Origin of the sequence: Altericroceibacterium xinjiangense, from assembly GCF_003958635.1 — a bacterium.
In the GTDB taxonomy this organism is placed as follows: Bacteria; Pseudomonadota; Alphaproteobacteria; order Sphingomonadales; family Sphingomonadaceae; genus Altericroceibacterium_A; species Altericroceibacterium_A xinjiangense.
In genome coordinates this window covers 164,272-190,012 of record NZ_RSEK01000002.1, presented here as the reverse complement: position 1 = coordinate 190,012, position 25,741 = coordinate 164,272, and the positions used below count along the sequence as shown (strand labels likewise).

Genomic DNA, 25,741 nt, shown 5'->3' with positions numbered 1-25,741 from the left:
CTGCGTCTTGCGCGTGCCGCCTTACGGCCGCTTAACGCAGACGTCCCTTCAGTTTCGCCTTCTTGATCAGGTCACCATACTGATGCGCAAGCAAGTGGGACTGGATCTGGCTAATTGTATCCACAGTCACGTTCACGACGATCAGCAGGCTCGTGCCGCCAAGGAACAGCTGAACCCCGGTCTGAGCAATGACCCATTCGGGAATTACGCAGACCAGCGTCAGATAGACCGCGCCGATCACGGTGATCCGCGTCAGAACATAATCGAGATAATTGGCCGTGTTCTTGCCCGGACGGATGCCAGGAATGAACCCGCCGTTCTTCTTCAGGTTCTCCGCCGTTTCCTCCGGGTTGAACACAACCGCGGTGTAGAAGAAGGAGAAGAACATGATCCCGGCGGCATAAAGCGCGAGATAGATCGGCTGCCCGTGCTGAAGATACTGGTTCAACGTCACGATCATGCTGCCGCCAAAGCTGGTGGTATCCACCGTCTGCCCAGCGAACTGGCTGATCGTCAAAGGCAGCAGCAGCAGCGAGCTGGCGAAGATCGGCGGGATCACGCCAGCCGTGTTGATCTTCAGCGGCAAGTGGCTGCGATCCGCCTGCATCATCCCGCGCTGGCTTGCCCGTTTCGGGTACTGGATCAGCAACCGGCGCTGCGCCCGCTCCATGAACGAGATGAACAGTATGAGGAAAACGACCATCGCGATCAGGCCGAAAATCACGAACGGACTGACGGAGCCGGTGCGCCCGCCCTCGAACAGGTTGGCGATGAAGGTAGGAAACTGGGCAACAATGCCCGCCATGATGATCAGCGAAACGCCGTTCCCGATCCCGCGTGAGGTAATCTGTTCACCGAGCCACAGGAGGAACATCGTACCGCCGACAAGGCTGATCACAGCGACCACCTTGAACAGCAGGCCGGGGTCAACCACCGCCTGCAGGCCGCTTTGCGCGCCATAGGCTTCCAGCCCGGTTGCGAGGAACCAGCCCTGCACCGCGCACAGGAAAACTGTGCCGTAGCGGGTGTACTGGTTGAGCTTCTTGCGCCCGCTCTCGCCTTCCTTCTTCAGCGCCATCAGCGCCGGGTGAAGCGAGGCAGCCAGTTGCACCACGATCGAGGCGGTGATGTAAGGCATCACGCCGAGCGCGATCAGGCTCATACGTTCAAGGCTGCCGCCGGAAAACGCGTTGAACAGGTCGAGGATGCCGCCGCGAGTCTGGTCGTACAGCGACTCCAGAATCAGCGGGTTGACCCCGGGAAGCGGCACGAAGCTAAGGAAGCGGAACACCACCAGCGCGCCAATGGTGAACCATATCCGCTGCTTGAGCTCGCTCGCCTTGGAAAAATTGGCGAGGCTGAGATTGCTCGCGATATTATCGGCGCGTGATGCCATTTTTGGGTGTGAGCCTTAACCTGGCGCCGGGCCTTCCCGGCGTTCGCTGGTCACATAAGGTGCGAGGGGCTCGATGTCGAACCCCTCGCCCACGATCTTATTCGGCTTCAGCCGCCTTGGGCTGGATCAGCTCAACCGAGCCGCCCACCTTCTGGACAGCCTCGGTCGCGCCCTTCGACGCGCCAGCCACCCGGAACTGCGCCGAAGACGTCAGCTCGCCCTTGCCGAGCAGACGGACGCCGTCCTTGCCGCCACGTGCGAGGCCGGCTGCCTGCAGTGCAGCCTGGTCGATCACAGCGCCGGCGTCGAGCTTGCCCGCGTCGATGAACTTCTGGACCATGCCCAGGTTCACTTCAGCGTAGTCCTTGGCGAACGGGTTGTTGAACCCGCGCTTCGGCAAACGCATGTGAAGCGGCATCTGGCCGCCTTCGAAGCCCTTGATCGATACGCCCGAGCGAGCCTTCTGGCCCTTCTGGCCGCGTGCGGCGGTCTTGCCCTTGCCCGAGCCGATGCCCCGGCCGACGCGCATGCGGCGGTGACGGGCACCCTGGTTATCGCGGATATCATTGAGTTTCATAGTCTGCACTCGCTTTCGCTTTGAGTCGCGCTGGAGGTGGAAAGTGGGCCTCGTAACGATGTCGCCTCGGTATGTCACCCTTCTTTCCTCTAAGCGTCATCTCCGGAGGCTAGCGGCGTCTTCAGAAAACTAGGAGCGGTGATGAGACGAGTGGTACATCCGGGTTGCGCAGCCCTCATGCTGTTGAGCTGTGGCGGGGAAGGTCCGGAACCGCAGGGCGGCGCAGTGCCAGCACCACCCATTCCCGTGTCCGCTCCCACACCCACACCCACACCCACACCCACACCCACACCCACACCGGGGCCCAGTGCTGACCCGATACTGGTGCCAGCGCCTACTTCCCGCACGCCCGTGGAGAAGCTGCTTCGGGGACTTGCCGATGGACGCGCAATCGGAGTCGTGCCGGTGCCGGTCCGCCTCGACGCCGGGACCATATCCTCGTTCACAGCCTTCACCGCGATCGCCAAGGAAGATCGGCGCGTCCGACTGCTTGGTGGGCGGTGGAAGCAGCCGGCCCATTACCCCGCTTCGGCCATGCTGTTTCCCCAGGCAATCACCGACGGCTCCCCCGAGTTCGACGCGAATGGGTGGGCGCCACAACGCTACGGCAATCTGAGCGGGATCGAATTCACTCTTCCCGCTGGCCAGACCGCATTTGAACTGGTGAGTTTCGACACCGGGTCAGTCGGAGGCGCTTTTCTTGAAATCGACGGCAAACGGACATCGGCCACGCCGTTCGACTTCGACATGCGCACAAGAAACGGGGTGACAAAGTACCTCCGCTTCGAACTTCCACCCGCCAATAGAGCTCGCCGTCTGACGCTGTGGACCGCAAACCTGATCTACGGCGGTCTCTTGTTGCCCGCGGGGGACACGATCGGGCCGGCCCCGGCGAACTCGGAAAACCTTGTATCGGTGGTGTTCGTCGGCGATTCGATCACCGAGGGTTCAGCGGCATCCAGCAAAGGGCTTGCCTGGCCTGCACATGCTGCCGCGCGGCTGGGGGTTCGAAATCCGATCGTCTCAGCGATCGGCGGGACCGGCTACATGGCGCGCCGCGCAGATAGGCCGAACACTTTTGACGAACGGCTGGATGACGTGTTGAAAGCCGTGGACGATGGTCCGCCCGATGCCCTCGTTATCGCTGGCGGCGCTAACGATTGCGCTTCTTACCCGCCGGCGGACATCGGCGACGCCGCCAGAGAGTATTTCGCAGCGCTACGCAGCGCTGCCCCGGAGATGCCGATCTTTGTGATCGCCCCCTTCTCATCCTACACCGGCGTCCCCTACCCAGCTCAATCGGCCTCTTGCCGCGACGCCATCTTCGATGCGGCGCAGTCGGTACCCCTGACCTACACCATCAACACGGCGGACTGGGTGACAGCCGTCAACCGTGATGAGCTTTTCGACGGCGCACGTAACGGACCGCACCCGGTCGACGCTGGCCATGCGGAGTACGGAAGGAGGGCGGCCGAGGCCATTTCAAGCCATATCCAGGCGATGAAATTGTAGCTGGATCTGGGCACCGAGCCCGCCCCTGAAGGTGCCGTACGCGCGGGTTTCCGACCAAAAAAACCCCGGCGCAAATGGCCGGGGTTTCCTTGTCTTGCGGTTGGCAAACTCGTCAGTCGACGATCGCCACCATGTGGGGCAGCTTCGCAATCGCGCCGCGCACTTCGGGAGTGTCTTCCCGTTCCACCACTTTGTGCATCTTGCCCAGCCCCAGACCGATGAGGATCTTCTTCTGCGCTTCCGGACGCCGAATAGGCGACCCGATCTGCTTGATCTTGATCTTCGCCATTTCGTTTACTCCACGACCGCGGCGGCTTCAGCTTCCGCCTGGGCCTCGCTCGCGCCGCCGCGACCAAGCAGGTCAGCGACCTTCTTACCACGACGCTGAGCGACCGACTTCGGCGAAGTCTGGTTCGTCAGTGCGTCGAAAGTGGCGCGAATCATGTTGTAGGGATTGGACGTGCCGACCGACTTGGTCACCACGTCGTGCACACCGAGGCTTTCAAACACCGCACGCATCGGACCGCCCGCGATGATACCTGTTCCGGCCGGTGCGCTGCGAACGTTGACCTTGCCGGCGCCGAAGTGGCCCTTGCCGTCATGGTGCAGCGTGCGCCCTTCCTTGAGCGGAACGCGGATCATCTTCTTCTTGGCCGAAGCGGTCGCCTTGGTGATCGCCTCCGGAACTTCACGAGCCTTGCCGTGACCGAACCCGACACGGCCCTTGCCGTCACCCACGACGACCAGCGCCGCGAAGCCGAAGCGCTTGCCGCCCTTCACCGTCTTGGAGACGCGGTTGATGTGAACGAGCTTTTCGATCAGCTCTTCACCGCCGTCATCGTCCCCGCGACCGCGCCGGTCATCACGCCGGCCGCGTCCACGGCCTCCGCGATCGTTGCGCTCACCGCCACGACCGCCGCGGCCGCCACGGGCTTCGCGCTGCGGGGTGGGATCGGCGCTGTCGGTCGACTGCGTCTGGCCAGCCACGCTTTCCGCCATGCTGGGAGTCGGGGTGCTGCCGTCGAGGTCGACGACGCGGTGGTTGGTGTTTTCGTCTGCCATCATCAGAACTCCAGCCCACCTTCGCGGGCGGCATCGGCCAGCGCCTTGACGCGGCCATGGAACAGGTAACCGCCACGGTCGAACACGACCGTAGTCACGCCGGCCTGCTTGGCAGCCTCGGCGATCCGCTTTCCGACTTCGGAAGCGGAGGCGACGTTGGCGCCCGAACCGTCCAGGGTCAGCGTCGAGGCGGAAGCGAGCGTGCGCCCCTGCGCATCATCGATGATCTGGGCGTAAATGTTCTTGCCGGTGCGGTGGACCGACAGGCGCGGCCGCTGACCGCCGCGCGCGCGCAGCGCGGTGCGGACGCGGCGACGCCGGCGTTCGAACAGGGAAAGCTTGGCCATTACTTCTTCTTCCCTTCCTTGCGGAAGACATACTCGCCGCGATAGCGGATGCCCTTGCCCTTGTAAGGCTCCGGCTTGCGCCAGCGGCGGACTTCGGCGGCGAACTGGCCAACGGCCTGCTTATCGATCCCGCTGACCTCGATGGTGGTCGCGTCGGGGGTCTTCACGTCGATCCCTTCCGGCACGTCCAGGTCGACGTCATGGCTGTAGCCGAGCTGCAGCTTGAGCTTCTTGCCCTGCGCTTGCGCACGGTAGCCGACACCGGTGATCTGCAGAACCTTGGTGTAACCTTCCGTCACGCCTTCGATCAGGTTCGACACCAGCGTACGCTGCATGCCCCAGAAGGCGCGTGCCGCCTGGCTGTCGTTGGCGGGAGTGACGCGGATACCCTCGTCTTCGACTGCATAATCGATCTGGTCAGCCAGCCCGAGGGACAAAGTGCCCTTGGGGCCCTTCACGATCAGCTGGCCGTTGTCGATGTTTGCGGTGACGCCCTTGGGGATCGCCACCGGCTTTTTGCCGATGCGGCTCATCAGAACACCTCCGCCAGGACTTCGCCGCCGACGTTGTTCTCGCGCGCTTCCGCGTCCGAGAGCACGCCCTTGGGCGTCGAGACGATGGTGATGCCCAGCCCGTTGCGCACATTCGGCAGCTCCCGGCTGCCCGAGTAGATGCGCCGGCCCGGCTTGGAGACGCGCGCGACGTGCTTGATTGCCGGCTCGCCTTCGAAATACTTCAGCTCGATCCTGAGCGCCTTGTGCTTTCCGGTGCTATCCTCGGAATAGCCGCGGATGTAGCCCTCACGCTGGAGGACCTCGAGCACGTTGGCGCGCAGCTTCGACGCAGGCGAAAGGACGGAGTCCTTCTTCGCCTGCTGCCCGTTGCGGATGCGGGTGAGCATGTCACCCAGCGGATCAGTCATAGCCATTGTTCAGATCCTCACCAGCTCGACTTCGTGACGCCCGGAATCAGGCCCTTGTTGGCCAGGTTCCGGAGCTCGATACGGTTCAAGCCGAACTTGCGGTAAACACCGCGCGGGCGACCGGTCGTGGTGCAGCGGTTGCGCACACGGGTCGGATTCGCGTTGCGGGGAATCTCCGCCATCTTCAGACGCGCCACGAGCCGTTCGGTCTCGTCGAGCGACTCGTCATCGGCAATTGCCTTCAGACGAGCGTAGCGCCCCGCGTACTTCTTCACGAGCTTCTTGCGCCGCTCGTTCTTGTTGATGGAACTCAGTTTCGCCATGGACTTAAGCTCTCCTGAGGCCGCTCAAGCGGCCTGCTTCTCTTCGGCCTGGTCGGCCGGGAACGGGAAGCCGAACAGACGCAGCAGTTCGCGCGCTTCCTCATCGGTTTTCGCGGTGGTGGTGACAATAATGTCCATTCCACGCACCTTCTCGATCTTGTCGTAGCTGATCTCAGGGAAGATGATCTGCTCTTTCAGACCCATCGCATAGTTGCCACGCCCGTCGAAGCTCTTCGGATTAAGCCCGCGGAAGTCGCGAATGCGCGGCATGGCGATGGTCACAAGGCGGTCGAGGAACTCGAACATGCGGTCCCGGCGCAAGGTCACCTTGCACCCGATCGGCATGCCTTCACGCAGCTTGAACTGCGCGATCGACTTCTTCGCCTTGGTGATAACCGGCCGCTGGCCGGCAATCAGTTCCATTTCCTCGGCAGCTGTCTGGACCTTTTTCTTGTCCTGACTTGCTTCGCCGACGCCCATGTTGAGCGTGATCTTTTCGAGCCGCGGGACTTCAAGCCGGTTCTTGTAACCGAACTTCTCGGTCATCGCCTTGACGATCTCGTCCTCGAAGCGCTGCTTGAGGCGCGGGGTATAATTGTCAGCCATCGATCGTTTCCCCGGATTTCACGGCCACGCGGACCTTCTTGCCGTCACGCTCTTCGAAGCGGACGCGAGTCGGCGTGCCGTCCTTGGGATCGGCGACAGCAACCTTGCTCATCGCCATCGGTGCAGGGGCGCGCTCAATGCCGCCCTGCGGGTTGACCTGGGTCGGCTTGCGGTGGCGAGCGGCGACGTTGACGCCATCGACCACCAGTTTGCCGTCCTTCGGCATCACCTGGGTGACAGTGCCGGTGCGGCCCTTGTCCTTGCCGGACAGAACGACAACCTGGTCACCCTTCTTGATCTTCGAGGAAGCCATCACAGCACCTCCGGAGCAAGGCTGATGATCTTCATGAAGCCCTTCGAGCGCAGTTCGCGCACCACCGGGCCAAAGATACGAGTGCCGATCGGCTCCTCGTTCTTGTTGACCAGCACGGCCGCGTTGGAGTCGAAGCGGATCACGCTGCCGTCGGGACGGCGAACGTCCTTGCGGGTCCGCACGATTACCGCACGGTGCACGTCGCCCTTCTTCACGCGGGCGCGGGGCTGCGCTTCCTTCACGGAGACGACGATCACGTCGCCCACGCCGGCGGTGCGACGCTTCGATCCGCCCAGCACCTTGATGCACTGGACGCGTTTCGCGCCGCTGTTGTCCGCCACGTCGAGATTGGATTGCATCTGGATCATAGATCCGGTTCCTTCTTATCGGCTTGCCGAAACCAGTCCGGCAGTTCCAAATTCGCTGTGACCTTAGACGTCCGCTTCGACTGCCTGGCCCTTGCTGGCCTGGACACGGTCGATCACCTGCCACGTCTTGGTTTTCGAGATCGGCCGGGTCTCTTCGATCCGGACCTGCTCACCCGTGTGGTAGGCGTTGTTTTCGTCGTGCGCGTGGTACTTTTTCGAACGGCGGATGATCTTCCCGTAAAGCGGGTGCTTCACCTTCCGTTCGACCAGCACAGTCACGGTCTTGTCGGTCTTGTCGGAGACGACGGTCCCGATCAGGATACGCTTGGGCATCGTCTGCTCCTTACTTCGCCGCCGCCGGCTGAGCGGCTTGCGCCCGCTGAGCCTGGACGGTCTTGATGCGCGCGATAGCGCGGCGGACTTCCTTGATCCGCGCGGGACGCTCAAGCTGGCTGGTGGCCGCCTGGAAGCGCAAGTTAAACTGTTCCCGCTTCAGCTGGGCGAGATCCTCGGTCAGCTGATCGTCGGACCGGGAGCGAAGGTCTTCGGCGTTGGCCATTATTCGGCTCCCAGATGCGAGGTGTCGCCGAGACGGGCAACGACCTTGGTCTTGATCGGCAGCTTCATCGCCGCGCGCTCGAAGGCTTCCGCCGCGAGCGGGCCATTGACGCCGTCGAGCTCGAACAGGATCCGGCCCGGCTTAACGCGAGCAGCCCAGTACTCGACAGCACCCTTGCCCTTGCCCTGACGGACTTCGGCAGGCTTCTTCGACACCGGGACGTCCGGGAACACGCGAATCCACAAACGCCCCTGGCGCTTGATGTGACGCGTGATCGCGCGACGTGCCGCTTCGATCTGACGAGCGGTGATGCGCTCCGGTTCCATGGCCTTCAGGCCGTAGGATCCGAAGTTCAGCGACGTACCGCCCTTGGCATCACCATGGATGCGGCCTTTGAAGGCCTTGCGGAACTTGGTTTTTCTCGGTTGCAGCATTGATCTTGCTCTTCCCTAGCCTCAGCGCGCCGGACGCACGCCGGAGGTCTGAGCCTCCATCATAAGGCGGTCCTGCGCCATCGGGTCGTGGCCGAGGATCTCACCCTTGAAGATCCACACCTTGATCCCGATCACGCCATACGCGGTCAGGGCCTCGGCTTCGGCATAATCCACGTTGGCGCGCAGCGTGTGCAGCGGAACGCGACCTTCGCGGTACCACTCCACGCGAGCGATTTCCGCCCCGCCAAGTCGGCCGCCGCACGTGATCTTGATCCCTTCAGCACCGAGCCTGAGCGCCGACTGAACGGCCCGCTTCATCGCCCGACGGAAAGCCACGCGGCGAACCAGCTGATCGGCTACGCCTTGAGCCACGAGCTTTGCGTCGATTTCCGGCTTCCGGATCTCGACGATGTTCAGCTTGACCTCGCTGGCCGTCATCTTCGACAGCTTCGCGCGCAGCTTTTCGATGTCTGCACCCTTCTTGCCGATGATGACACCGGGACGGGCCGCATAGATCGAAATCCGGCACAGCTTGGCCGGCCGCTCAATGACCACCTTGGAGATGGCCGCTTGCGGCAAGCTGTCCACGATGTAGCGGCGAAGCTCGATGTCTTCCTTGAGCAGCTGCGCGTAGTTGCGCCCTTCGGCGTACCAGCGGCTGTCCCAAGTGCGGTTGATCTGCAGGCGCAGACCGATGGGGTTGCTCTTGTGACCCATGGCTCAGGCCTCCTCGACTTCGCGAACCACGATGCGCAGCCGACTGAACGGCTTGAGGATACGCGTGCTCTTGCCGCGTCCGCGCGTGTGGAAGCGCTTCATGGTGATCGACTTGCCGACACTGGCTTCAGCCACGACGAGCGCGTCGACATCCAGGTTGTGGTTGTTTTCCGCGTTGGCGATCGCGCTAGCGAGCACCTTGCGTGCATCCACAGCCATTCCCTTCTTGGAGAAGGTCAGGATGTTCATCGCTTCCTCGGCCTTCTTGCCGCGGATCAGGCCGGCGACGAGGTTCAGCTTCTGGGCCGACCCACGGATGGTGGTGCCAACGGCCAGCGCCTCATTCTCGGCGACGCGGCGGGGAGCTTTCTGCTTGCCCATCAGCGTTTACCCTTCTTGTCGGCGGCATGCCCAGGGAAGCTGCGCGTCGGCGCGAACTCACCAAGCTTGTGACCGACCATTTCCTCATTCACCGCAACGGGAATGAATTTCTGACCGTTGTAGACGTTGAACGTCAAGCCAACGAATTGCGGCAGGATGGTGCTGCGGCGCGACCAGGTCTTGATCGGCGCGCGGGCTCCCTTGTCCTGAGCTTCTTCTGCCTTCTTCAGCAGGCTAAGCTCGACGAAGGGACCTTTCCAGACGGAACGAGCCATGGTCGGTTACCTCTTCTTCTTCGCGTGACGCGAACGGATGATCATCTTGTCCGTCTGCTTGTTGTGACGAGTGCGCGCGCCCTTGGTCGGCTTGCCCCACGGAGTGACCGGGTGACGGCCGCCCGAAGTCCGGCCTTCACCACCGCCATGCGGGTGATCGACCGGGTTCTTGGCGACGCCGCGGGTCAGCGGCTTGCGCCCCATCCACCGCTTCCGGCCAGCCTTGGCCAGGTTCTGGTTGGCGTTGTCGGGGTTCGACACCGCACCAACCGTTCCCATGCAATCGCCGCGCAGGTAGCGCTGCTCGCCCGAGTTCAAGCGGACGATCACCAGACCGCGGTCACGACCGACGAGCTGGACATAGGATCCTGCGGAACGAGCGATCTGCCCGCCCTTGCCCGGCTTCATTTCCACGTTGTGGCAAATGGTGCCAACGGGCATCTGCGACAAAAGCATCGCGTTGCCCGGCTTCACGTCAACGCGCTCACCAGCGATTACCTTGTCGCCCGGCGCGATGCGCTGCGGCGCCAGGATGTAGGCCAACTCATCGTCGGCGTACTTCACCAGGGCAATGAAGGCCGTGCGGTTCGGATCGTACTCGATCCGCTCAACGGTTCCTTCAACGTTCCACTTGCGACGCTTGAAGTCGACGTAACGGTACTTCTGCTTGTGACCGCCGCCCATGCCGCGCGAAGTGACATGACCCTTGTTGTTGCGGCCGCCGGTCTTGGTCTTGCCCTCGGTCAGCGCCTTGACGGGCTTCCCCTTGTACAGACCGGACTTGTCGACCAGGATCAGGCCACGGCGAGCCGGGCTTGTCGGGTTATAGTTCTTGAGTGCCATCGTTCGTTCCTAGATCCCTTGGCCTCAGATACCGCTGGTGACGTCGATCGACTGGCCTTCGGCCAGCGTCACGACCGCCTTCTTGACGTCGGACCGGCTGTAGGGCTTGCCCTTCCAGCGCTTCGACTTGCCCTTCTGGACGATCGTGTTCACACCCTTGACCTTGACGCCGAACAGAGCCTCAACCGCTTCCTTGATCTGCGGCTTGGTCGCGTCGTTGGCCACCTTGAAGACGACCGCGTTATGCTCGGAGAGCAGCGTCGACTTCTCAGTGATATGGGGCGAAAGAACCACGTCGTAATGGCGCGTGTCCACGTTCTGCTGCTTAGCCATTGAACCGCGCCTCCAGCTTTTCGACCGCGGCGCGGGTCAGGACCAGCGTGTCGTGCTTCAGGATATCGTAGACGTTTGCGCCGATCGCCGGCAGCACATCCACGCCCGGCAGGTTGTGTGCAGCGCGCTGAAACGCACCGTCGACCTGCTCGCCGTCGATCACCAGCACCTTGCCGTTGAAGCCAGCCTTGCCGAAAGCTTCGGCAACCGCCTTGGTCTTGCCATCCTTCAGCTCGAGGCTGTCGACAATCACTAGGCCATTCTGGGCCTTGCTGGACAATGCCATCTTCAGACCGAGAGCACGGATCTTCTTGTTCAGCGAGATGTCGAAATCCCGCCTGCGGGGTCCGTGAGCCTTGCCGCCGCCAATAAAGATCGGAGCCTTGCGATCGCCGTGACGAGCCGTGCCGCCGCCCTTCTGGCGACCCCACTTCTTGCCGGTGCGCGCTACGTCCGAGCGCTCACGAGCAGCACGTGCGGTAGCGCGACGATTCTCAAGCTGCCAGGTAACGACGCGATGGAGGATGTCGGCGCGCGGCTCGATGCCGAAAACGGCCTCATTGAGCTCGAGTTCGCCAGCTTCCTGCCCGTCGAGATTTTGGACCTTCACCTTCACGGATCAGCCCTCCTTGTTCTCATCGGCGTCGGGCACGTTGCTCTCGCCGGGGTTGACTTCGTCGGCCGCAGGCGTCGTGTCCGTGCCCGCTCCCGCCTGCTGTTCCTTGACCATTGCGGTCGCTTCCGCGGCGGTCGGCCCGCCGTCGATCGGCTCAACGGCCGCAGCTTCGACCAAGCCGGCCGGAGCTTCGTCATGATCGGCCTGCGCAGTCTTGCGCTCAAGCACTGCACCCGGGAACGGCAGACCTTCCGGCGCAGCCAACTTGACCGCATCACGAACCAGCAGCCAGCCATTGGTAGCGCCCGGCACCGAGCCCTTCACGAAGATGAGGCCACGCTCAGCGTCCGTCCGAACAACTTCGAGGTTCTGCTGCGTGCGCTGACGGTCACCCATGTGACCGGCCATCTTCTTGTTCTTGAAAACCTTGCCGGGATCTTGCCGCTGACCGGTAGAACCATGCGAGCGGTGGCTGAGCGAGACGCCGTGGCTGGCACGAAGGCCGCCAAAGTTCCAGCGCTTCATCACGCCGGCGAAGCCCTTGCCCTGCGTGTGACCGGTGATGTCCACCTTCTGTCCGGCAACGAAGTGCTCGGCACTGATCGTCGCGCCGACGGGCAGGAGGCCATCTTCGCTCTCGAGACGAAACTCGGCGAGCTTCATCTTGAGCGGAACCTGTGCCTTGGCGAAATGTTCGCGCTGCGGCTTGTTGACGTTCTTCTGCTTGGCCTCGCCCGAACCCACCTGGAGCGCGACGTAACCGTCACGGTCACTGGTGCGGTGGGACACGACCTGGCAATCTTCCAAAGCCAGAACGGTCACCGGAACGTGGCGGCCGTCTTCCTGAAACAGGCGGGTCATCCCGACTTTTTTCACGATCACGCCAGTGCGCATGATCCAATCTCCTCAACAGAGGCCTGCCGGGCCATTCCCGGAAGGCGTGTTCAGCCCTGATTGTCATGCATCGCCCCGCCTGGGCTGAGTGCCTCCAACGTGGAAGCGAGACGGGGGACGCAGCCCGGACGGATGTCCGGCGGTATCCCTTTGCTTAAGCCTCCGACTGGGCGGAAGCCTATGGCCGAAAAGGAGCGGCCTTGCCCTAGGGCACCCCGCCGTGCAGGGCGCCTGCAGCTGCCGGCTTACGCCAGCTTGATTTCGACGTTCACGCCAGCGGCGAGGTCCAGCTTCATCAGCGCGTCGACCGTCTGGGCGTTGGGCTGCACAATGTCGAGCAGCCGCTTATAGGTGCGCACTTCAAACTGCTCCCGCGACTTCTTGTCGATATGCGGACCGCGGTTCACGGTGAACTTCTCGATGCGTGTCGGGAGAGGAATGGGGCCCCGGATGAGCGCACCGGTACGGCGGGCGGTGTCCGCAATCTCGCCAGTTGCCTGGTCAAGCACGCGGTGATCGAACGCCTTCAGGCGAATGCGGATATTTTGAGCTTCCATGTCCTACTGCCGATGCGAAAGAGCCGAAAAGGTCATCTGACCCAAAAACAAGAAGCCGCCCCGCCTCACCAGACCTTCACACCGAAGTGACTGGGAAGGGGCGGCCCCCAATGATTTTCAAAGCAAATCCTGACCGGCCGAATCCCGAAGGACCCGGCCGATAGGGCGCCTATATTACTTACTGATCTTGCTGACAACCCCAGAACCGACGGTCCGGCCACCTTCGCGAATTGCGAAGCGCAGGCCTTCATCCATCGCGATCGGCGCGATCAACTTGACGCCGATCGTCACGTTGTCACCGGGCATCACCATCTCAGTGCCTTCAGGCAAGACAACTTCGCCGGTCACGTCGGTGGTGCGGAAGTAGAACTGCGGGCGGTAGTTGGCGAAGAACGGCGTGTGACGGCCACCCTCATCCTTCGACAGCACGTAGACTTCGGCGCTGAACTCGGTGTGCGGCGTAACCGAACCGGGCTTGCACAGCACTTGGCCGCGCTCAACATCCTCGCGAGCCACGCCGCGAACCAGCGCACCGATGTTGTCGCCGGCCTGACCCTGATCGAGCAGCTTGCGGAACATTTCGACGCCCGTGACCGTGGTCTTGCGCGTTTCCTTGATACCGACGATTTCAACTTCCTCGCCGACCTTGACGATCCCGGACTCGACGCGGCCGGTGACCACGGTGCCACGACCGGAGATTGAGAACACGTCCTCCACGGGCATCAGGAACGGACGGTCGATGGGACGGTCGGGCTGCGGGATGTGCTCGTCGACAGCCTTCATCAGCTCCATGATCGAGTTCTCGCCGATCTCCGGATCACGACCCTCGAGCGCGGCCAGAGCCGAACCCTTGACGATGGGGATATCGTCGCCCGGGAAGTCGTAGCTGGACAGCAGCTCGCGCACTTCCAGTTCCACCAGCTCGAGGATTTCCTCGTCGTCGACCTGATCCACCTTGTTCATGTAGACAACCAGCGCCGGCACGCCGACCTGACGGGCGAGCAGGATGTGCTCACGGGTCTGGGGCATCGGTCCGTCGGCAGCATTCACCACCAGGATGGCACCGTCCATCTGGGCCGCACCGGTGATCATGTTCTTTACGTAGTCGGCGTGGCCCGGGCAATCGACGTGCGCGTAGTGGCGAGCGTCGGTCTCGTACTCGACGTGAGCCGTCGAGATGGTGATGCCGCGCTCACGCTCTTCCGGAGCCTTGTCGATGTTTGCGAAATCAACCGGAGCGCCCAGAACCTTCGTGATCGCCGCCGTCAGCGTAGTCTTGCCGTGGTCGACGTGACCGATCGTGCCGATGTTGCAGTGCGGCTTGTTCCGCTGGAATTTTTCCTTAGCCATGTGCTGTAACCTCTGTTTTCAGGAATTCGGATGTCGGGGTTGAGACGGCGCCCGCCGAACAGGCGCCGCCCCTAGACTGTCGCTTGCGCTTAGGCAAGCTTCTCCTTGACTTCTTGAGCCACGTTCGCCGGCACTTCGTCGTAATGCGAGAACTGCATGCTGTACTGCGCACGCCCCTGGGTGAAGGACCGCAGTTCGTTCACGTAGCCGAACATGTTCGCAAGCGGCACGAACGCTTCGATCACCTGGGCGTTACCCCGGGTATCGGTGCCCTGGATCTGGCCGCGACGGGAGTTCAGATCGCCGATCACGTCACCCATGAAGTCTTCCGGAGTAACCACTTCAACCTTCATGATCGGTTCGAGCAGCTTGATCCCGGCTTTCTGGGCCGCTTCGCGCATTGCACCGCGTCCGGCAATCTCGAACGCCAAGGCGGAGGAGTCGACGTCATGGTACGCGCCATCGACAAGATGGATGTCGAAGTCGATGATCGGGAACCCGACAAGGCTGCCGCCTTCGGCGGTTTCGCGCATGCCCTTCTCAACCGACGGGATGTATTCGCGCGGGATGTTGCCGCCCTTGATCTCGTCGTGGAAGTTGATGCCCTGCCCGCGTTCACCCGGCTTCAGCATGACCTTGACCCGGCCGAACTGTCCCGAACCACCCGACTGCTTCTTATGGGTGTAATCAAGCTCGACCTGCTTGGCGAGTGCCTCACGGTAGGCGACCTGCGGAGCACCAACGTTCGCCTCGACCTTGAACTCGCGCTTCATGCGATCAACGAGAATGTCGAGGTGAAGCTCGCCCATGCCCTTGATGATCGTCTGACCCGATTCATGGTCGGTCGAAACACGGAAAGACGGATCCTCAGCAGCCAGACGATTGAGCGCGACGCCCATCTTCTCCTGGTCGGCCTTGGTCTTCGGCTCAACCGACAGTTCAATCACCGGCTCAGGGAATTCCATCCGCTCGAGGATGATCGGCTTGGACGGGTCGCACAGCGTGTCACCTGTCGTGGTGTCCTTCATCCCCGCGATGGCGACGATGTCACCCGCGAAGGCTTCATCGATGTCTTCCCGGTTGTTGGAATGCATCAGCAGCATGCGGCCGATCTTTTCCTTCTTGTCCTTCACCGAGTTGAGCACCTGGCCCTTGCTGAGGTGTCCCGAATAGATGCGCGTGAACGTCAGCGATCCCACGAACGGATCGTTCATGATTTTGAACGCCAGCGCGGAGAACGGCGCTTCATCGCTCGACGGACGGGTTGCTTCCTCGTCGCTGTCTGGCAGAACGCCCTTGATGGCCGGAACGTCGATTGGGCTCGGCATGTAGTCGACCACCGCGTCGAGCAGGGGCTGGACGCCCTTGTTCTTGAACGCGGAACCGCACAGCACCGGAACGAACGCACGCTCAAGCGTGCCCTTACGGATCAGGCGCTTCAGGGTCGCTGCGTCCGGCTCATTGCCTTCGAGATAAGCTTCCATCGCCTCGTCGTCCTGTTCGACGGCGAGTTCGATCAGCTTTTCGCGATAGTCGGCAGCCTTGTCCTGCAGATCTTCGGGGATGTCGACATAGTTGAACTTTGCGCCGAGGCTTTCGTCTTCCCAGACGATGCCGCGGTTGTTCACGAGGTCGACCACGCCCTTCAAGTTGCTTTCGGCGCCGATCGGCAGGTAGAGGACCAGCGGCTTGGCGCCGAGGCGGTCGATGATGGACTGGACGCAGTAGTAGAAGTCAGCGCCGGTGCGGTCGAGCTTATTGATGAAGCACATGCGCGGAACGCCGTACTTGTCGGCCTGGCGCCATACGGTTTCGGACTGGGGTTCTACGCCCGCGACGCCATCGAACACGGCGACTGCGCCGTCGAGGACGCGCAGGGAGCGTTCGACTTCGATGGTGAAGTCCACGTGGCCCGGGGTGTCGATGATGTTGACGCGGTGTTCCGGACCTTCACCGTCCTCGGCCTTCCAGAAGGTCGTGGTGGCGGCGGAGGTGATGGTGATGCCGCGTTCCTGTTCCTGCTCCATCCAGTCCATCGTGGCGGCACCATCGTGCACTTCGCCGATCTTGTAGGACTTGCCGGTGTAGTAAAGGATCCGCTCGGTCGTGGTGGTCTTGCCGGCGTCGATGTGCGCCATGATACCGATATTGCGGTACCGATCGATGGGATGGCTGCGGGCCATGGAAATTTCCTCAAGTGTCTGGGGGAGCCGGTGAAGGCGTCCCCCATATGGTTGTTCGTGTGACCGTTTAAAGACGGCCCGCGATTACCAGCGGTAGTGCGAGAAGGCCCGGTTGGCGTCAGCCATGCGGTGCGTGTCTTCCCGCTTCTTGACCGCGTTGCCGCGATTGTTGGCCGCATCCATCAGCTCACCCGAGAGGCGCGCCGACATGGTGGTTTCGGCCCGGCCGCGAGCGGCCGTGATCAGCCAGCGGATGGCGAGCGCCTGGGCGCGTTCCGGACGGACTTCAACCGGAACCTGATACGTCGCACCGCCGACGCGGCGGCTGCGCACTTCCACGGACGGCTTCACGTTGTTCAGCGCATCGTGGAACATCTGGATCGGATCGGCCTTGGCCCGCGTCTCAACCGTTTCGAGCGCACCGTAGACGATACGTTCGGCGGTGGACTTCTTCCCGTCCAGCATCAGGTTGTTCATGAACTTGGACAGCACCTGATCTCCGAACTTCGGATCAGGCAGGATTTCCCGCTTTTCGGGACGACGACGACGTGACATCGTAAGAATTCCTTTATTCGGACCAGCTCGCCGGAAAAACCCGTCATCCCAGCAGACGCTGGCACTTCGGACGGCTGAGCCGGACCTCTTTCAATCCACCAAAGACATACCCAAGCCGAACGCGATCCCAGCCTGCGCCGGGATGACGGCCTGGAGAACCGTCACTTGGGCCGCTTGGCGCCGTACTTGGAACGGCTCTGCTTGCGGTCCTTCACGCCCTGCGTATCGAGCACGCCGCGCAGCACGTGGTAGCGCACGCCCGGAAGGTCGCGCACACGGCCGCCGCGGATCAGGACAACGGAGTGTTCCTGAAGGTTGTGGCCTTCGCCGGGGATGTAGGAGATGACTTCGCGCCCGTTGGTCAGGCGAACCTTGGCCACCTTGCGAAGCGCCGAGTTCGGCTTCTTCGGGGTCGTCGTGTAGACGCGTGTGCAAACGCCGCGCTTCTGCGGGTTCTGCTCCATCGCAGGGACCTTGCTCTTGGCCTTCTGCGGTTCGCGGCCCTTGCGGACCAGCTGGTTGATCGTCGGCATGAATTACCTTCACCGAATGAAGGTGCACCGGCCGGGATGAAGCGAACGAGGGATCGCGCAACTTCCGCACCTCCGCCAGAAACGGAGACTGCCGCACGAGGCGGCCAAAGCGCGCGAGCCGAAAACACTCCACCCGCGCCACTGGCACCGGGTTACTTTGACGGCCGCCCCAAGCTTCCCGAAAGGCCTCCCTTTCGGGAAGCGCAGCCCCAGGACATGCTGGGGCCTCTTGCGTCAGAAGCCAACGATAGAAGGGCCTGGGCGAATCTGCCGCCAAGGCCCCGGGACAAAACCGGCAATGTTCAGCTCTATCTGCCCAAGGGAGAGTGCATGCACCCTGCCCTTCGGATAGGCGCGCGTTTAGAGGGGTTTGGAGGCGGGGTCAAGGAGTTCGCCCGTGCGGCTTTATGCCCGATTTTCCAGGCGCCTGGTACCTCGCGTTTTCCCTATCTCGTCCGGCCGTCCCGCATCGATTACAGCTATCGCACGCACGTGCCTTCATCGGCATGCGGATGAAGCGAGCTACCTTGCCATGAGACTTTCGGCTGAAAACGAAGTGATGCGGCTCGATGCGCTGCACCGGCTGGAACTGCTGGATACGCCTTCGAGTGAGGCATTCAACCGGATCACGCGCATGGCAGCGCAGATTTTCGGCCTGCCGATTGCGGCCGTTTCACTCACCGACCGTGATCGGCAGTGGTTCAAGTCGCGTGTCGGCGGGGATCACTGCTCGATTCCGCGCGAGCGGGCCCCGTGCACACAAGTGGCCGAGACCACCGACTTCCTGGCGATTCCGGATCTTCTCGCCGATCCCTACTACGCGGACAGCGTTCTCGCGGGCCAGGGTATACGCTTCTACTGCGGCGCATCGCTGGTCACCCGGGAAGGTCAGGGCCTGGGCGCGCTCTGCGTGCTCGGCACCGAGCCGCGCGAAACCAGCGCAGAGGAGGTGGCGGCCCTCAAGGACCTGGCCGCCATGGTCATGCAGCAGATCGAGCTGCAGCATGCGTTCGGGCGGATCGATCCGCTTAGCGGATTGCCGAACCGCACGCAGTTTCTCGAGGATCTCGACGACGATGCCCAAGAGCGTCCGGGTGAGCGCCGGCTCGCAGTTCTGGTCGACCTTGCACCGCCGGAGCAATTGAGCCGAGGCCTGCGCGTGCTCGGGCCCGGCTTCATCGATGCCATGGTGCGGCAGGCCACTCCTCTCATTCGCTCGGCGTTGAAGCCGAACCGGGTCTATCATGTGGCGTCAACGCAATTCGCGGCAATCATCCAGAACCTGTCGGATGAGGAGCACTACCGTGCAAAGCTGGAGGAAAGCCTGCAGGGCCGTTTCGCTGACGCCGCGCTCCGTCCGATCGCATCGCTTGCCGTCGGCATGTTTCCACTCGTGCTCGGCGAAACGGCATCCGCCGACGTTCTGCGCGTCGCGTATGGCGCGGCACTTGATGCGCGTGCATCGAAGGCGCTGGTGAGCGTGCATTCCGCGATGAGCGACGATATACATCGCCGCAGCTATCGCCTGCTCGCAGACTTTGCCGATGCGCTTACCGCCCCCGATCAGCTGACGATGGCACTGCAGCCCCGCATTGACCTGAGGACAGGCGAGTGCCTGAGCGCCGAGGCACTCCTGCGCTGGGACCATCCAGAGCTGGGTGGAATTTCCCCAGCTGAATTCATCCCGATTGTCGAGCAATCGCCGCTGGCCCGCGCGATGACGGACTGGGTGCTCGATCATTCCCTGGGGCTTCTGTCCGCCTTCCGCAGCGCCGGCTTCAACGGACGCTTTTCGGTCAACATATCAGGCAGCAATCTTTCGGAACACGATCTCGCCGCGCGGGTCAGCTACTGCTTGTCGAAACACCAGCTCTCTCCGGATGATCTCGAACTGGAGGTGACGGAAAGCGCCGCTATTTCGGAGAATGGATCGGGAGCCGAGCAACTGGCGGCGCTTGCCGCTGCTGGATTTCACATCGCGATCGACGATTTCGGGACGGGTTACAGCAGCCTCTCCTATCTGCAGACGATACCGGCCGATACCATCAAGCTGGACCGCTCCTTCATCTCCGATCTTGAAGGCAACCCGCGCCGGAACCGGCTGGTGCGCTCCATGATCGGGCTCTTCTCCGAGCAAGGCTACCGCGTCGTGGCCGAAGGCGTCGAAACCACTGCCGTGGCCGACACGCTTCGGGAGATGGGCTGCCACGAAGCCCAAGGGTATGGTTTGGCGCGCCCGATGAAGCCCGGGCGGATGCTGGAGTGGCTTTCGGCAAGGCACGCCTCCAGCCAATCTGAATCGAGCGCTCCGCAGCTGATCGCCGGATGGGGCCCCTTCCAGCCGAACTGATCCCCATGAACGAGGGGCTGCTACCGCGTCGCTCGACCCGGAGCCCACTAGCCCGCCCTCGGCCAACATTCCCCTTCCCTACAGGTTTTGCCCTCTGCCACCCCTTGGGCATGGTCACGCGCATTCGAGTTTCGCCCAAGGGCGAGGAGCAGGGTGTCTCGCAGGCTTGCCTGCGGGGCGCCGGTGGGGTGGTTCGTCCGGCGTCGGGAGGGCCGGGAGTGGGATCGCCTGCGGCGGCCGATCCCCGGCCGCTGGCGGTGGGGGCGGTCTGCGAATCCCCGCACGCGGGAGGGGAATCTGCCGACGCGGGGGCCGGAGCTTGTTCGGAGGCGGACGGGGGTTCCGATTCCCTCGGCGCCGGGGTGGGGGCGCGGCGGGAGCGGGCGGAGGCTCGGGTGCGGGAGGCTCGGGCTGCATGGGAAGCGGCGGCCGGGCCGGGTGCGGTCTGGGTGGAGGATGAAGGGGCGCGGGGCGAGCGGGTCTCGGGTGCTGGCGCGGCGTCCGGTGGGGGCTCTTCTCCGGGCGGGCGTGCCGGGGGGACGCAGGGCTGCCCTCCCCCGGCCTCTCCCGCGAACGGGAGGGGAGAGGTGGTGTGCGCTTCCAGCCGCCCTGCCCGCCGGACTTCGGCGGCGGCGTTTCGGGGGGATCTGCCGGATGCGGACGATCCGCTGCTTTCCTTCGCGCCGGTGCCGCACGTTCATCCGCGCCGCAATTCGATCACCGCGGACAAGCAGCGGGAATTCATTGCCGCGCTCGCGGCCACCGGGATCGTGACGCAAGCGGCCAAGGCCATCGGCAAGAGCCTGGAGGCGCTTTACAAGTTGCGGCAGCGGCCGGGGGCGGAAGGCTTTCGGGAAGCGTGGGACATGGCGCTGGACCGCGGGGTCTCCCGGCTGGAGGATTGCGCGCTGGCCCGGGCCATCGAGGGCGAGGAGCGGCCGATCGTCTCATCCGGCGAATTACTCGGCTGGTACAGGAAGCACGACAACTCCCTCGTGCAGTTCTTCCTGCGGCAGCGGCGGCCGGAGCGGTACGGCTCGACCGGCCGGTTCGAGGACTTGCGGCCCGGGCATCCGGTCTATGATCGGCTGGAGCAGGAGTGGGAGGCGCGGCAGACCGCTCGCAGTCCGGCGCAGCTTGCGGAAATCCGCGCCTCGATCATGCGCAAGGCGACTGGCTGGCGGATGGAATTGGAAGCGGCGTGGGAAGAGGAGCGGCAGGCGCTGATCGCTTCGGGCGCGCGGTACGTTCCGCCGAAGATCGACAGCTTCGGCTTGCTGGAGGAGTGGGACGAGGAGGGCTGACCTCCCCGTCCTGGCTCTCAGATCGCGGGTAGCCGGGGGACCGGCGGCTGGTCTTCGCGAGTGGTCACCTGGAAATCCCGAGGGGTTTCGAAGTTCTTGAGCGCTGCCCCGCGTGCGGCCTGGACACCGCCGGGGAAGCCGGAGCGGTCGCTGAAGTCGCGCGGGGGTTCGCTCCGGGCGTTTTCCTTCTTGAGCGCGGTGAAGACGTAGGTGTCGAGCGCGGCTATTCCGGCGACGACCGCGAGGGCGATCAGCACGTTGCCCTTCTTCCGGCTGCTCATCAGCACGGGCAGCAGCGTCGCCATGTCGAGCGCGTCGCCGGCCACGCGGCTGCCGATCCCGGTCTCCTTGTTGAGCGACAGGGACATCATGCCGGCGCCGAGTTCGCGCACGCCATACGTGCGGATCAGCCCTTCCTTGCCTTCGACGCCCAGCGTGTCGGCGATCTTGCCCGCGGCGAACACTTCGGCAAGGCCGAGGCCGAGGGAGAACCAGCCGAGCGCGCGGGCTGCCTTGTCGAGGCCGGTCAGCGAGCTGTGGCCGGTTTCCACCACTTCGGGATCGCCGGGCTCGCGGGCGATGGACTGCGTCATATCGGTCACGAGGGTCATGGGGCGCTCCTTACGGCTTCAGGACAACCTTGATGCAGGAGTCCTGCTTTTTCTCGAAGGTCTTGTACATTTCGGGGCCTTCGCTCAGCGGCACGTTGTGCGTGATGACGAAGGAGGGGTCGATCGTGCCGTCCTCGATCAGGCGCAGCAGCGTCGGGGTCCAGCGGTTGACGTGAGTCTGGCCGGTGCGGACCGTCAGCCCCTTGTTCATCAGGACGCCGAAGGGGATCTTGTCGACCAGGCCGCCATAGACGCCGGGGATCGACAGCACGCCGCCCGGACGGCAGACGTAGATCATCTCCCGCAGGATGTGGGGACGGTCGTTCTCCATCATCATCATCTGCTTCGCGCGGTCCATGACCGTGTCGGGAAGCGAGGGGGTGACGTGGCTTTCCATGCCCACGCAGTCGATGCACTTGTCCGGACCCTTGCCGTCCGATTCCTCGTCCAGCCGTTCGACCACGCTTTCTTCCATGAAGTTGATCGTGATCGCGCCGCCGGCGCGGGCCATGCTGAGCCGTTCGGGGAGGCAGTCGATCGCGACGACTTTCTTGGCGCCGAGCAGGATCGCCGAGCGGATCGCCATTTGCGCCACGGGGCCGCAGCCCCAGATGGCGACGACGTCATCCGGCTGGATGTCGCACTGGACGGCCGCTTGCCAGCCGGTCGGCAGGATGTCGGACAGGAACAGGAGCTGTTCGTCCGTCAGGTCGGTTTCGGGCACCTTGATCTGGGTGCGGTCGGCGAAGGGGATGCGCAGGTATTCCGCCTGCCCGCCGGGATAGCCGCCGGTCAGGTGCGTGTAGCCGAACAAGCCGCCGGTCGGATAGCCGAACGCCTTGGCCTGCATGTCCGCCTTGCGGTTGCTCCGCTGGCACAGGGAATAGTTCTGCCGCTGGCACTGGTCGCACTCGCCGCACCAGATGGTGAACGGGACGACGATCCGGTCGCCCTTCTTGAGCGAGCCGTTGAGGCCGGAACCGGTTTCCACCACCTCGCCCATGGCTTCGTGCCCGATGATGTCGCCGGGCAGCATGGCGGGGATGAAGTTGTGGAACAAGTGAAGGTCGGAGCCGCAGATCGCGCAGCTCGTCACCTTGATGATCGCGTCGCGCGGATCCTCGATCTCCGGGTCCGATACGGTGTCGTACCGGATGTCCTCTTTGCCGTGCCAGACAAGGGCTTTCATCAGCAGTGCTCCCTGGGTTGCGTTCCCAGAAGCAAGCCACCGGACGCGGGACCGTTCCGCCGATTCCGGCAAGACGGTCCCGCTATGCGGTCAACGCTTTTGCGCGGGCGGGATCAGGCCTTGGAGGCGTAAAGCAGGTGCCCGGGGCCGAGCCGCTGCAGGACGTCCTCGATCACCGTCCGCTCTACCGCGAAGCACCCGAGACTGCGTCCGACGCGGCCGGTGTTCAGCGCCATCGATTCGTCGACGTAATCCGCACCGTGGACCACGATCGCGCGTTCCATCGCCAGGTTATTGTCCGGATCGAGCCCCATCAGGCGGCGCGAGTGGCCGTGCTTGCCGTAGTAGTCGTGCGCGGTGAGATAGCTCCCGCGCGAAGTGCAGTGCGAGTTCATCCTGTTCGAGAACTTTTGCACCATGCCCGTGTTGGCAGGATCCGAGCCGCGCCCGTGAGAGACGTACCAGGTCTCCATCACCCGCCCGTTGGGAACGTCGATCAGCTGGAAGCGCTGCTCACGCGAGTGCTGCGAGAAATCGACCAGCCCGATCACATCACGGTTCGCAACGCGCGAACTGTGCGTATCGAGCGCGCCCAGCGCTTCCTTCAGCAGGGGCGGCATGTCAGCGGCCTTCGCTGCGGCCGGAACCGGCTTCGGCGCGTACTGCGGGGGCAGGATGTTCTTCGGCTGGGCAAGCAGATGCCCCGTCGTAAGTCCTGCGCCTGCCGCGACAGCCGCACCCATAAAATGGCGTCGATTGAAATTCATTCCGTACCCTGTTTGTGGCGGCCAGCCCTATGGCCCGTCATGCATTCCTTTATAAACAATCGGTTATGAACGCTTCCTTATCGCGACGCTCTGTGCTTGCCCGGCGATGGACGGAGGCCTAAATGCCTGCCCCATGAAAAAGACCACCGGCATGGACCGTTCCATCACCGCCAACTGGCGCCCTCAAACCCGTGCCGTCCGCGCGGGCACCTGGCGCAGCGATCACGGCGAGACGAGCGAGGCCCTGTTCCTCACGTCCGGCTATACGTACGACGACGCGGCGACCGTCGCGGCGCGCTTTGCCGGGGAAGCGGAAGGGATGACCTACTCCCGCCTGCAGAACCCGACCGTGGCGATGCTGGAAGAACGGATCGCGGCACTGGAAGGCGCAGAAGCCTGCCGCGTCCAGACGACCGGCATGGCGGCGATGACGACTGCCCTGCTGTGCCAGTTGTCGCAGGGCGATCACGTCGTCGCAGGGCGCGCGGCGTTCGGGTCCTGCCGCTGGCTGGTGGACAACCTGCTGCCGCGCTTCGGGATCGAAACGACCGTGATCGATGCGCGCGACAATGCCGCGTGGGAAGCGGCGGTACGGCCGAACACCAAGGTATTCTTCTTCGAAACCCCGGCCAATCCGACGATGGACATTGTCGATCTTGAGGCTGTGTGCGCCCTTGCCCGCTCGAAGGGCATTCGGACCGTGGTGGACAACGCCTTCGCCACGCCGATGCTGCAGCGGCCGATGGACTTCGGCGCGGACGTCGTCGCCTATTCGGCCACCAAGCTGATGGAAGGCCAGGGCCGCGTGCTGGCCGGCGCGGTGTGCGGATCGGCGGAATTCATCAACGACGTGCTGCTGCCGTTCCAGCGCAACACCGGCCCCAACCTCTCCCCGTTCAACGCCTGGGTGGTACTGAAGGGGCTGGAGACGCTGGACCTGCGCGCCCAGCGCCAGAGCGAAAACGCCCTGAAGCTTGCCCGCGCGATCGAAAGCCGCGTGCCGGTAATGCTCCACCCCGGACTGCCCAGTCACCCGCAGCACGATCTTGCCCAGCGGCAGATGAAGGCGACCGGTCCGATCTTCTCCTTCATCGTGAACGGGCGGGAACAGGCCCACGCGCTGCTCGACGGGCTGCAGCTGATCGACTTGTCCAACAACATCGGCGATTCCAAGTCGCTGATGTGCCACCCCGCCAGCACCACCCATGCAAACATGGCGCCGGAGGCGCGGGCCGAGATGGGCGTGGACGAAGGGATGCTGCGGATCAATGTGGGGCTGGAGGATCCGGACGACCTGATCGAGGATCTGGACCAGGCACTCACAAAGGCTGGCTTGTAGCCCCTTCGCAAGGGATTTGCGGCGGCGTGCGTGTCGGGCCTCTTGCTCAGGCCCCTTGCTCAGGCCGCCGTACCCGTTAGGCTGCAGCCATGCCCGATGTCTCCCGCAGCCTTTTCCAGCACGCCGCGATCACCGCCGGGGTAACCGTGCGCGTCGCGGTCAACTTCATGCCCGAACAGTCCCGGATCGACGTGGGCAAGTGGTTCTGGGTCTACCACATCCGGATCGAGAACGGCCGGGAGGACACGATCCAGCTGCTGACACGCCACTGGCGGATCACCGACGCGCGCGGAGTAGTCAACATCGTGGACGGCGAAGGCGTGGTTGGGGAAATGCCCGTGCTGGAGCCCGGGCGGACTCACGATTACGTTTCCGGCTGCACGCTGACGACGCCGCACGGTTCGATGGAGGGGCACTACACCTTCCACCGGGAAAGCGGCGGGCTGTTCGAGGCGGCAGTACCTTTCTTCCCGCTGTCCGCTCCCGCCACAGCCGGGTGATGCCAGCCGAAACGCGGGCCCGGGA

At 63.5% G+C, this 25,741-nt stretch carries 34 protein-coding genes; 5 read left to right on the top strand and 29 right to left on the bottom strand.

Annotated elements, in window-relative coordinates; genetic code table 11:
• Positions 1-31 precede the first annotated feature (31 nt).
• Positions 32-1,396, bottom strand: coding sequence for a preprotein translocase subunit SecY (gene secY / locus ELY13_RS03210; protein ID WP_126172435.1), 1,365 nt, complete (start codon positions 1,394-1,396; stop codon positions 32-34).
• A 97-nt stretch (positions 1,397-1,493) separates the two neighbouring features.
• Positions 1,494-1,973, bottom strand: coding sequence for a 50S ribosomal protein L15 (rplO, locus tag ELY13_RS03205; protein WP_126172434.1), 480 nt, complete (start codon positions 1,971-1,973; stop codon positions 1,494-1,496).
• A gap of 399 nt (positions 1,974-2,372) precedes the next feature.
• On the opposite strand from rplO, the gene ELY13_RS03200 reads away from it, so the two are divergent.
• Complete coding sequence (locus tag ELY13_RS03200) at positions 2,373-3,485, top strand: SGNH/GDSL hydrolase family protein (protein ID WP_164549685.1); 1,113 nt, start codon at positions 2,373-2,375, stop codon at positions 3,483-3,485.
• A gap of 112 nt (positions 3,486-3,597) precedes the next feature.
• On the opposite strand, the gene rpmD is transcribed toward ELY13_RS03200, so the two are convergent.
• From rpmD to rpsL, 24 genes are all read right to left on the bottom strand, one after another.
• Complete coding sequence (gene rpmD, locus ELY13_RS03195) at positions 3,598-3,774, bottom strand: 50S ribosomal protein L30 (protein ID WP_126172432.1); 177 nt, start codon at positions 3,772-3,774, stop codon at positions 3,598-3,600.
• 5 nt (positions 3,775-3,779) lie between these two features.
• Entirely contained in the window at positions 3,780-4,547 is a 768-nt protein-coding gene (rpsE, locus tag ELY13_RS03190; protein ID WP_420897414.1) for a 30S ribosomal protein S5, read from the bottom strand.
• Positions 4,548-4,549: 2 nt separating this feature from the next.
• Complete coding sequence (gene rplR / locus ELY13_RS03185; RefSeq protein WP_126172431.1) at positions 4,550-4,894, bottom strand: 50S ribosomal protein L18; 345 nt, start codon at positions 4,892-4,894, stop codon at positions 4,550-4,552.
• Complete coding sequence (gene rplF / locus ELY13_RS03180; RefSeq protein WP_126172430.1) at positions 4,894-5,427, bottom strand: 50S ribosomal protein L6; 534 nt, start codon at positions 5,425-5,427, stop codon at positions 4,894-4,896. Before rplF ends, rplR begins: the two co-directional genes overlap by 1 nt.
• Positions 5,427-5,822, bottom strand: a complete 396-nt coding sequence (gene rpsH, locus ELY13_RS03175) for a 30S ribosomal protein S8 (RefSeq protein WP_126172429.1) — start codon at positions 5,820-5,822, stop codon at positions 5,427-5,429. The genes rplF and rpsH overlap by 1 nt, the downstream gene beginning before the upstream one ends.
• An 11-nt stretch (positions 5,823-5,833) precedes the next feature.
• A complete protein-coding gene (gene rpsN / locus ELY13_RS03170; protein ID WP_126172428.1) occupies positions 5,834-6,139 on the bottom strand; it encodes a 30S ribosomal protein S14 in 306 nt (101 codons plus the stop codon).
• Positions 6,140-6,163: 24 nt separating this feature from the next.
• Entirely contained in the window at positions 6,164-6,745 is a 582-nt protein-coding gene (gene rplE / locus ELY13_RS03165) for a 50S ribosomal protein L5 (protein WP_126172427.1), read from the bottom strand.
• On the bottom strand, positions 6,738-7,058 hold the full coding sequence (gene rplX, locus ELY13_RS03160) for a 50S ribosomal protein L24 (protein WP_126172426.1): 321 nt from the start codon (positions 7,056-7,058) through the stop codon (positions 6,738-6,740). The genes rplE and rplX overlap by 8 nt, the downstream gene beginning before the upstream one ends.
• Positions 7,058-7,426, bottom strand: coding sequence for a 50S ribosomal protein L14 (rplN, locus tag ELY13_RS03155; RefSeq protein WP_055918032.1), 369 nt, complete (start codon positions 7,424-7,426; stop codon positions 7,058-7,060). The genes rplX and rplN overlap by 1 nt, the downstream gene beginning before the upstream one ends.
• Positions 7,427-7,489: 63 nt before the next feature.
• Positions 7,490-7,759 carry a 30S ribosomal protein S17 gene (gene rpsQ / locus ELY13_RS03150; RefSeq protein ID WP_126172425.1) on the bottom strand — a complete coding sequence of 90 codons (270 nt, stop codon included), beginning with the start codon at positions 7,757-7,759 and terminating at the stop codon, positions 7,490-7,492.
• Between the two features lie 10 nt (positions 7,760-7,769).
• Positions 7,770-7,985, bottom strand: coding sequence for a 50S ribosomal protein L29 (rpmC, locus tag ELY13_RS03145; RefSeq protein WP_126172424.1), 216 nt, complete (start codon positions 7,983-7,985; stop codon positions 7,770-7,772).
• Entirely contained in the window at positions 7,985-8,419 is a 435-nt protein-coding gene (rplP, locus tag ELY13_RS03140) for a 50S ribosomal protein L16 (RefSeq protein ID WP_126172423.1), read from the bottom strand. The genes rpmC and rplP overlap by 1 nt, the downstream gene beginning before the upstream one ends.
• A gap of 21 nt (positions 8,420-8,440) precedes the next feature.
• Positions 8,441-9,136, bottom strand: a complete 696-nt coding sequence (rpsC, locus tag ELY13_RS03135; RefSeq protein ID WP_126172422.1) for a 30S ribosomal protein S3 — start codon at positions 9,134-9,136, stop codon at positions 8,441-8,443.
• A 3-nt stretch (positions 9,137-9,139) separates the two neighbouring features.
• Complete coding sequence (rplV, locus tag ELY13_RS03130; protein WP_126172421.1) at positions 9,140-9,517, bottom strand: 50S ribosomal protein L22; 378 nt, start codon at positions 9,515-9,517, stop codon at positions 9,140-9,142.
• A complete protein-coding gene (rpsS, locus tag ELY13_RS03125) occupies positions 9,517-9,792 on the bottom strand; it encodes a 30S ribosomal protein S19 (protein ID WP_126172420.1) in 276 nt (91 codons plus the stop codon). The genes rplV and rpsS overlap by 1 nt, the downstream gene beginning before the upstream one ends.
• Before the next feature lie 6 nt (positions 9,793-9,798).
• On the bottom strand, positions 9,799-10,635 hold the full coding sequence (gene rplB / locus ELY13_RS03120) for a 50S ribosomal protein L2 (RefSeq protein WP_126172419.1): 837 nt from the start codon (positions 10,633-10,635) through the stop codon (positions 9,799-9,801).
• A 24-nt stretch (positions 10,636-10,659) separates the two neighbouring features.
• Complete coding sequence (locus ELY13_RS03115) at positions 10,660-10,968, bottom strand: 50S ribosomal protein L23 (protein WP_126172418.1); 309 nt, start codon at positions 10,966-10,968, stop codon at positions 10,660-10,662.
• The gene (gene rplD, locus ELY13_RS03110; protein WP_126172417.1) at positions 10,961-11,584 is read right to left on the bottom strand and encodes a 50S ribosomal protein L4; all 624 of its coding nucleotides are present in this window, start codon (positions 11,582-11,584) and stop codon (positions 10,961-10,963) included. Before rplD ends, ELY13_RS03115 begins: the two co-directional genes overlap by 8 nt.
• A gap of 3 nt (positions 11,585-11,587) precedes the next feature.
• Positions 11,588-12,478 (bottom strand): 50S ribosomal protein L3, encoded by an 891-nt coding sequence (rplC, locus tag ELY13_RS03105; RefSeq protein WP_126172416.1) that lies wholly within the window; start codon positions 12,476-12,478, stop codon positions 11,588-11,590.
• 245 nt (positions 12,479-12,723) lie between these two features.
• The gene (rpsJ, locus tag ELY13_RS03100; protein WP_034905023.1) at positions 12,724-13,035 is read right to left on the bottom strand and encodes a 30S ribosomal protein S10; all 312 of its coding nucleotides are present in this window, start codon (positions 13,033-13,035) and stop codon (positions 12,724-12,726) included.
• 174 nt (positions 13,036-13,209) lie between these two features.
• Positions 13,210-14,385: an elongation factor Tu gene (gene tuf, locus ELY13_RS03095; RefSeq protein ID WP_126172415.1), complete on the bottom strand. Its 1,176-nt coding sequence runs from the start codon at positions 14,383-14,385 to the stop codon at positions 13,210-13,212.
• A gap of 89 nt (positions 14,386-14,474) precedes the next feature.
• The gene (fusA, locus tag ELY13_RS03090) at positions 14,475-16,568 is read right to left on the bottom strand and encodes an elongation factor G (RefSeq protein ID WP_126172414.1); all 2,094 of its coding nucleotides are present in this window, start codon (positions 16,566-16,568) and stop codon (positions 14,475-14,477) included.
• Positions 16,569-16,652: 84 nt separating this feature from the next.
• Positions 16,653-17,123: a 30S ribosomal protein S7 gene (gene rpsG, locus ELY13_RS03085; protein WP_126172413.1), complete on the bottom strand. Its 471-nt coding sequence runs from the start codon at positions 17,121-17,123 to the stop codon at positions 16,653-16,655.
• Positions 17,124-17,284: 161 nt separating this feature from the next.
• Entirely contained in the window at positions 17,285-17,656 is a 372-nt protein-coding gene (gene rpsL, locus ELY13_RS03080) for a 30S ribosomal protein S12 (protein WP_066775147.1), read from the bottom strand.
• Between the two features lie 532 nt (positions 17,657-18,188).
• Between rpsL and ELY13_RS03075 the strand changes: the two genes are divergently transcribed.
• Both ELY13_RS03075 and ELY13_RS15135 read left to right on the top strand, forming a co-directional pair.
• Positions 18,189-20,006: an EAL domain-containing protein gene (locus ELY13_RS03075; protein WP_126172412.1), complete on the top strand. Its 1,818-nt coding sequence runs from the start codon at positions 18,189-18,191 to the stop codon at positions 20,004-20,006.
• Positions 20,007-20,116: 110 nt separating this feature from the next.
• Positions 20,117-21,310 (top strand): hypothetical protein, encoded by a 1,194-nt coding sequence (locus tag ELY13_RS15135; protein WP_206435966.1) that lies wholly within the window; start codon positions 20,117-20,119, stop codon positions 21,308-21,310.
• Between the two features lie 17 nt (positions 21,311-21,327).
• Here ELY13_RS15135 and ELY13_RS03065 read toward each other — a convergent pair whose 3' ends face one another.
• The 3 genes from ELY13_RS03065 to ELY13_RS03055 all read right to left on the bottom strand — a co-directional run bounded on the left by ELY13_RS03065 (position 21,328) and on the right by ELY13_RS03055 (position 23,853).
• Positions 21,328-21,921 carry a hypothetical protein gene (locus ELY13_RS03065; RefSeq protein WP_206435965.1) on the bottom strand — a complete coding sequence of 198 codons (594 nt, stop codon included), beginning with the start codon at positions 21,919-21,921 and terminating at the stop codon, positions 21,328-21,330.
• A 10-nt stretch (positions 21,922-21,931) separates the two neighbouring features.
• Complete coding sequence (locus ELY13_RS03060) at positions 21,932-23,110, bottom strand: zinc-dependent alcohol dehydrogenase (protein WP_126172411.1); 1,179 nt, start codon at positions 23,108-23,110, stop codon at positions 21,932-21,934.
• A 113-nt stretch (positions 23,111-23,223) separates the two neighbouring features.
• Positions 23,224-23,853: a murein L,D-transpeptidase catalytic domain family protein gene (locus ELY13_RS03055; RefSeq protein ID WP_241233518.1), complete on the bottom strand. Its 630-nt coding sequence runs from the start codon at positions 23,851-23,853 to the stop codon at positions 23,224-23,226.
• 157 nt (positions 23,854-24,010) lie between these two features.
• Here ELY13_RS03055 and ELY13_RS03050 point away from each other — a divergent pair, with 157 nt between their 5' ends.
• Together ELY13_RS03050 and apaG are read left to right on the top strand one after the other, a co-directional pair.
• The gene (locus ELY13_RS03050; RefSeq protein WP_126172409.1) at positions 24,011-25,216 is read left to right on the top strand and encodes a trans-sulfuration enzyme family protein; all 1,206 of its coding nucleotides are present in this window, start codon (positions 24,011-24,013) and stop codon (positions 25,214-25,216) included.
• 89 nt (positions 25,217-25,305) lie between these two features.
• Positions 25,306-25,716: a Co2+/Mg2+ efflux protein ApaG gene (gene apaG / locus ELY13_RS03045; RefSeq protein ID WP_126172408.1), complete on the top strand. Its 411-nt coding sequence runs from the start codon at positions 25,306-25,308 to the stop codon at positions 25,714-25,716.
• Positions 25,717-25,741: the final 25 nt, after the last annotated feature.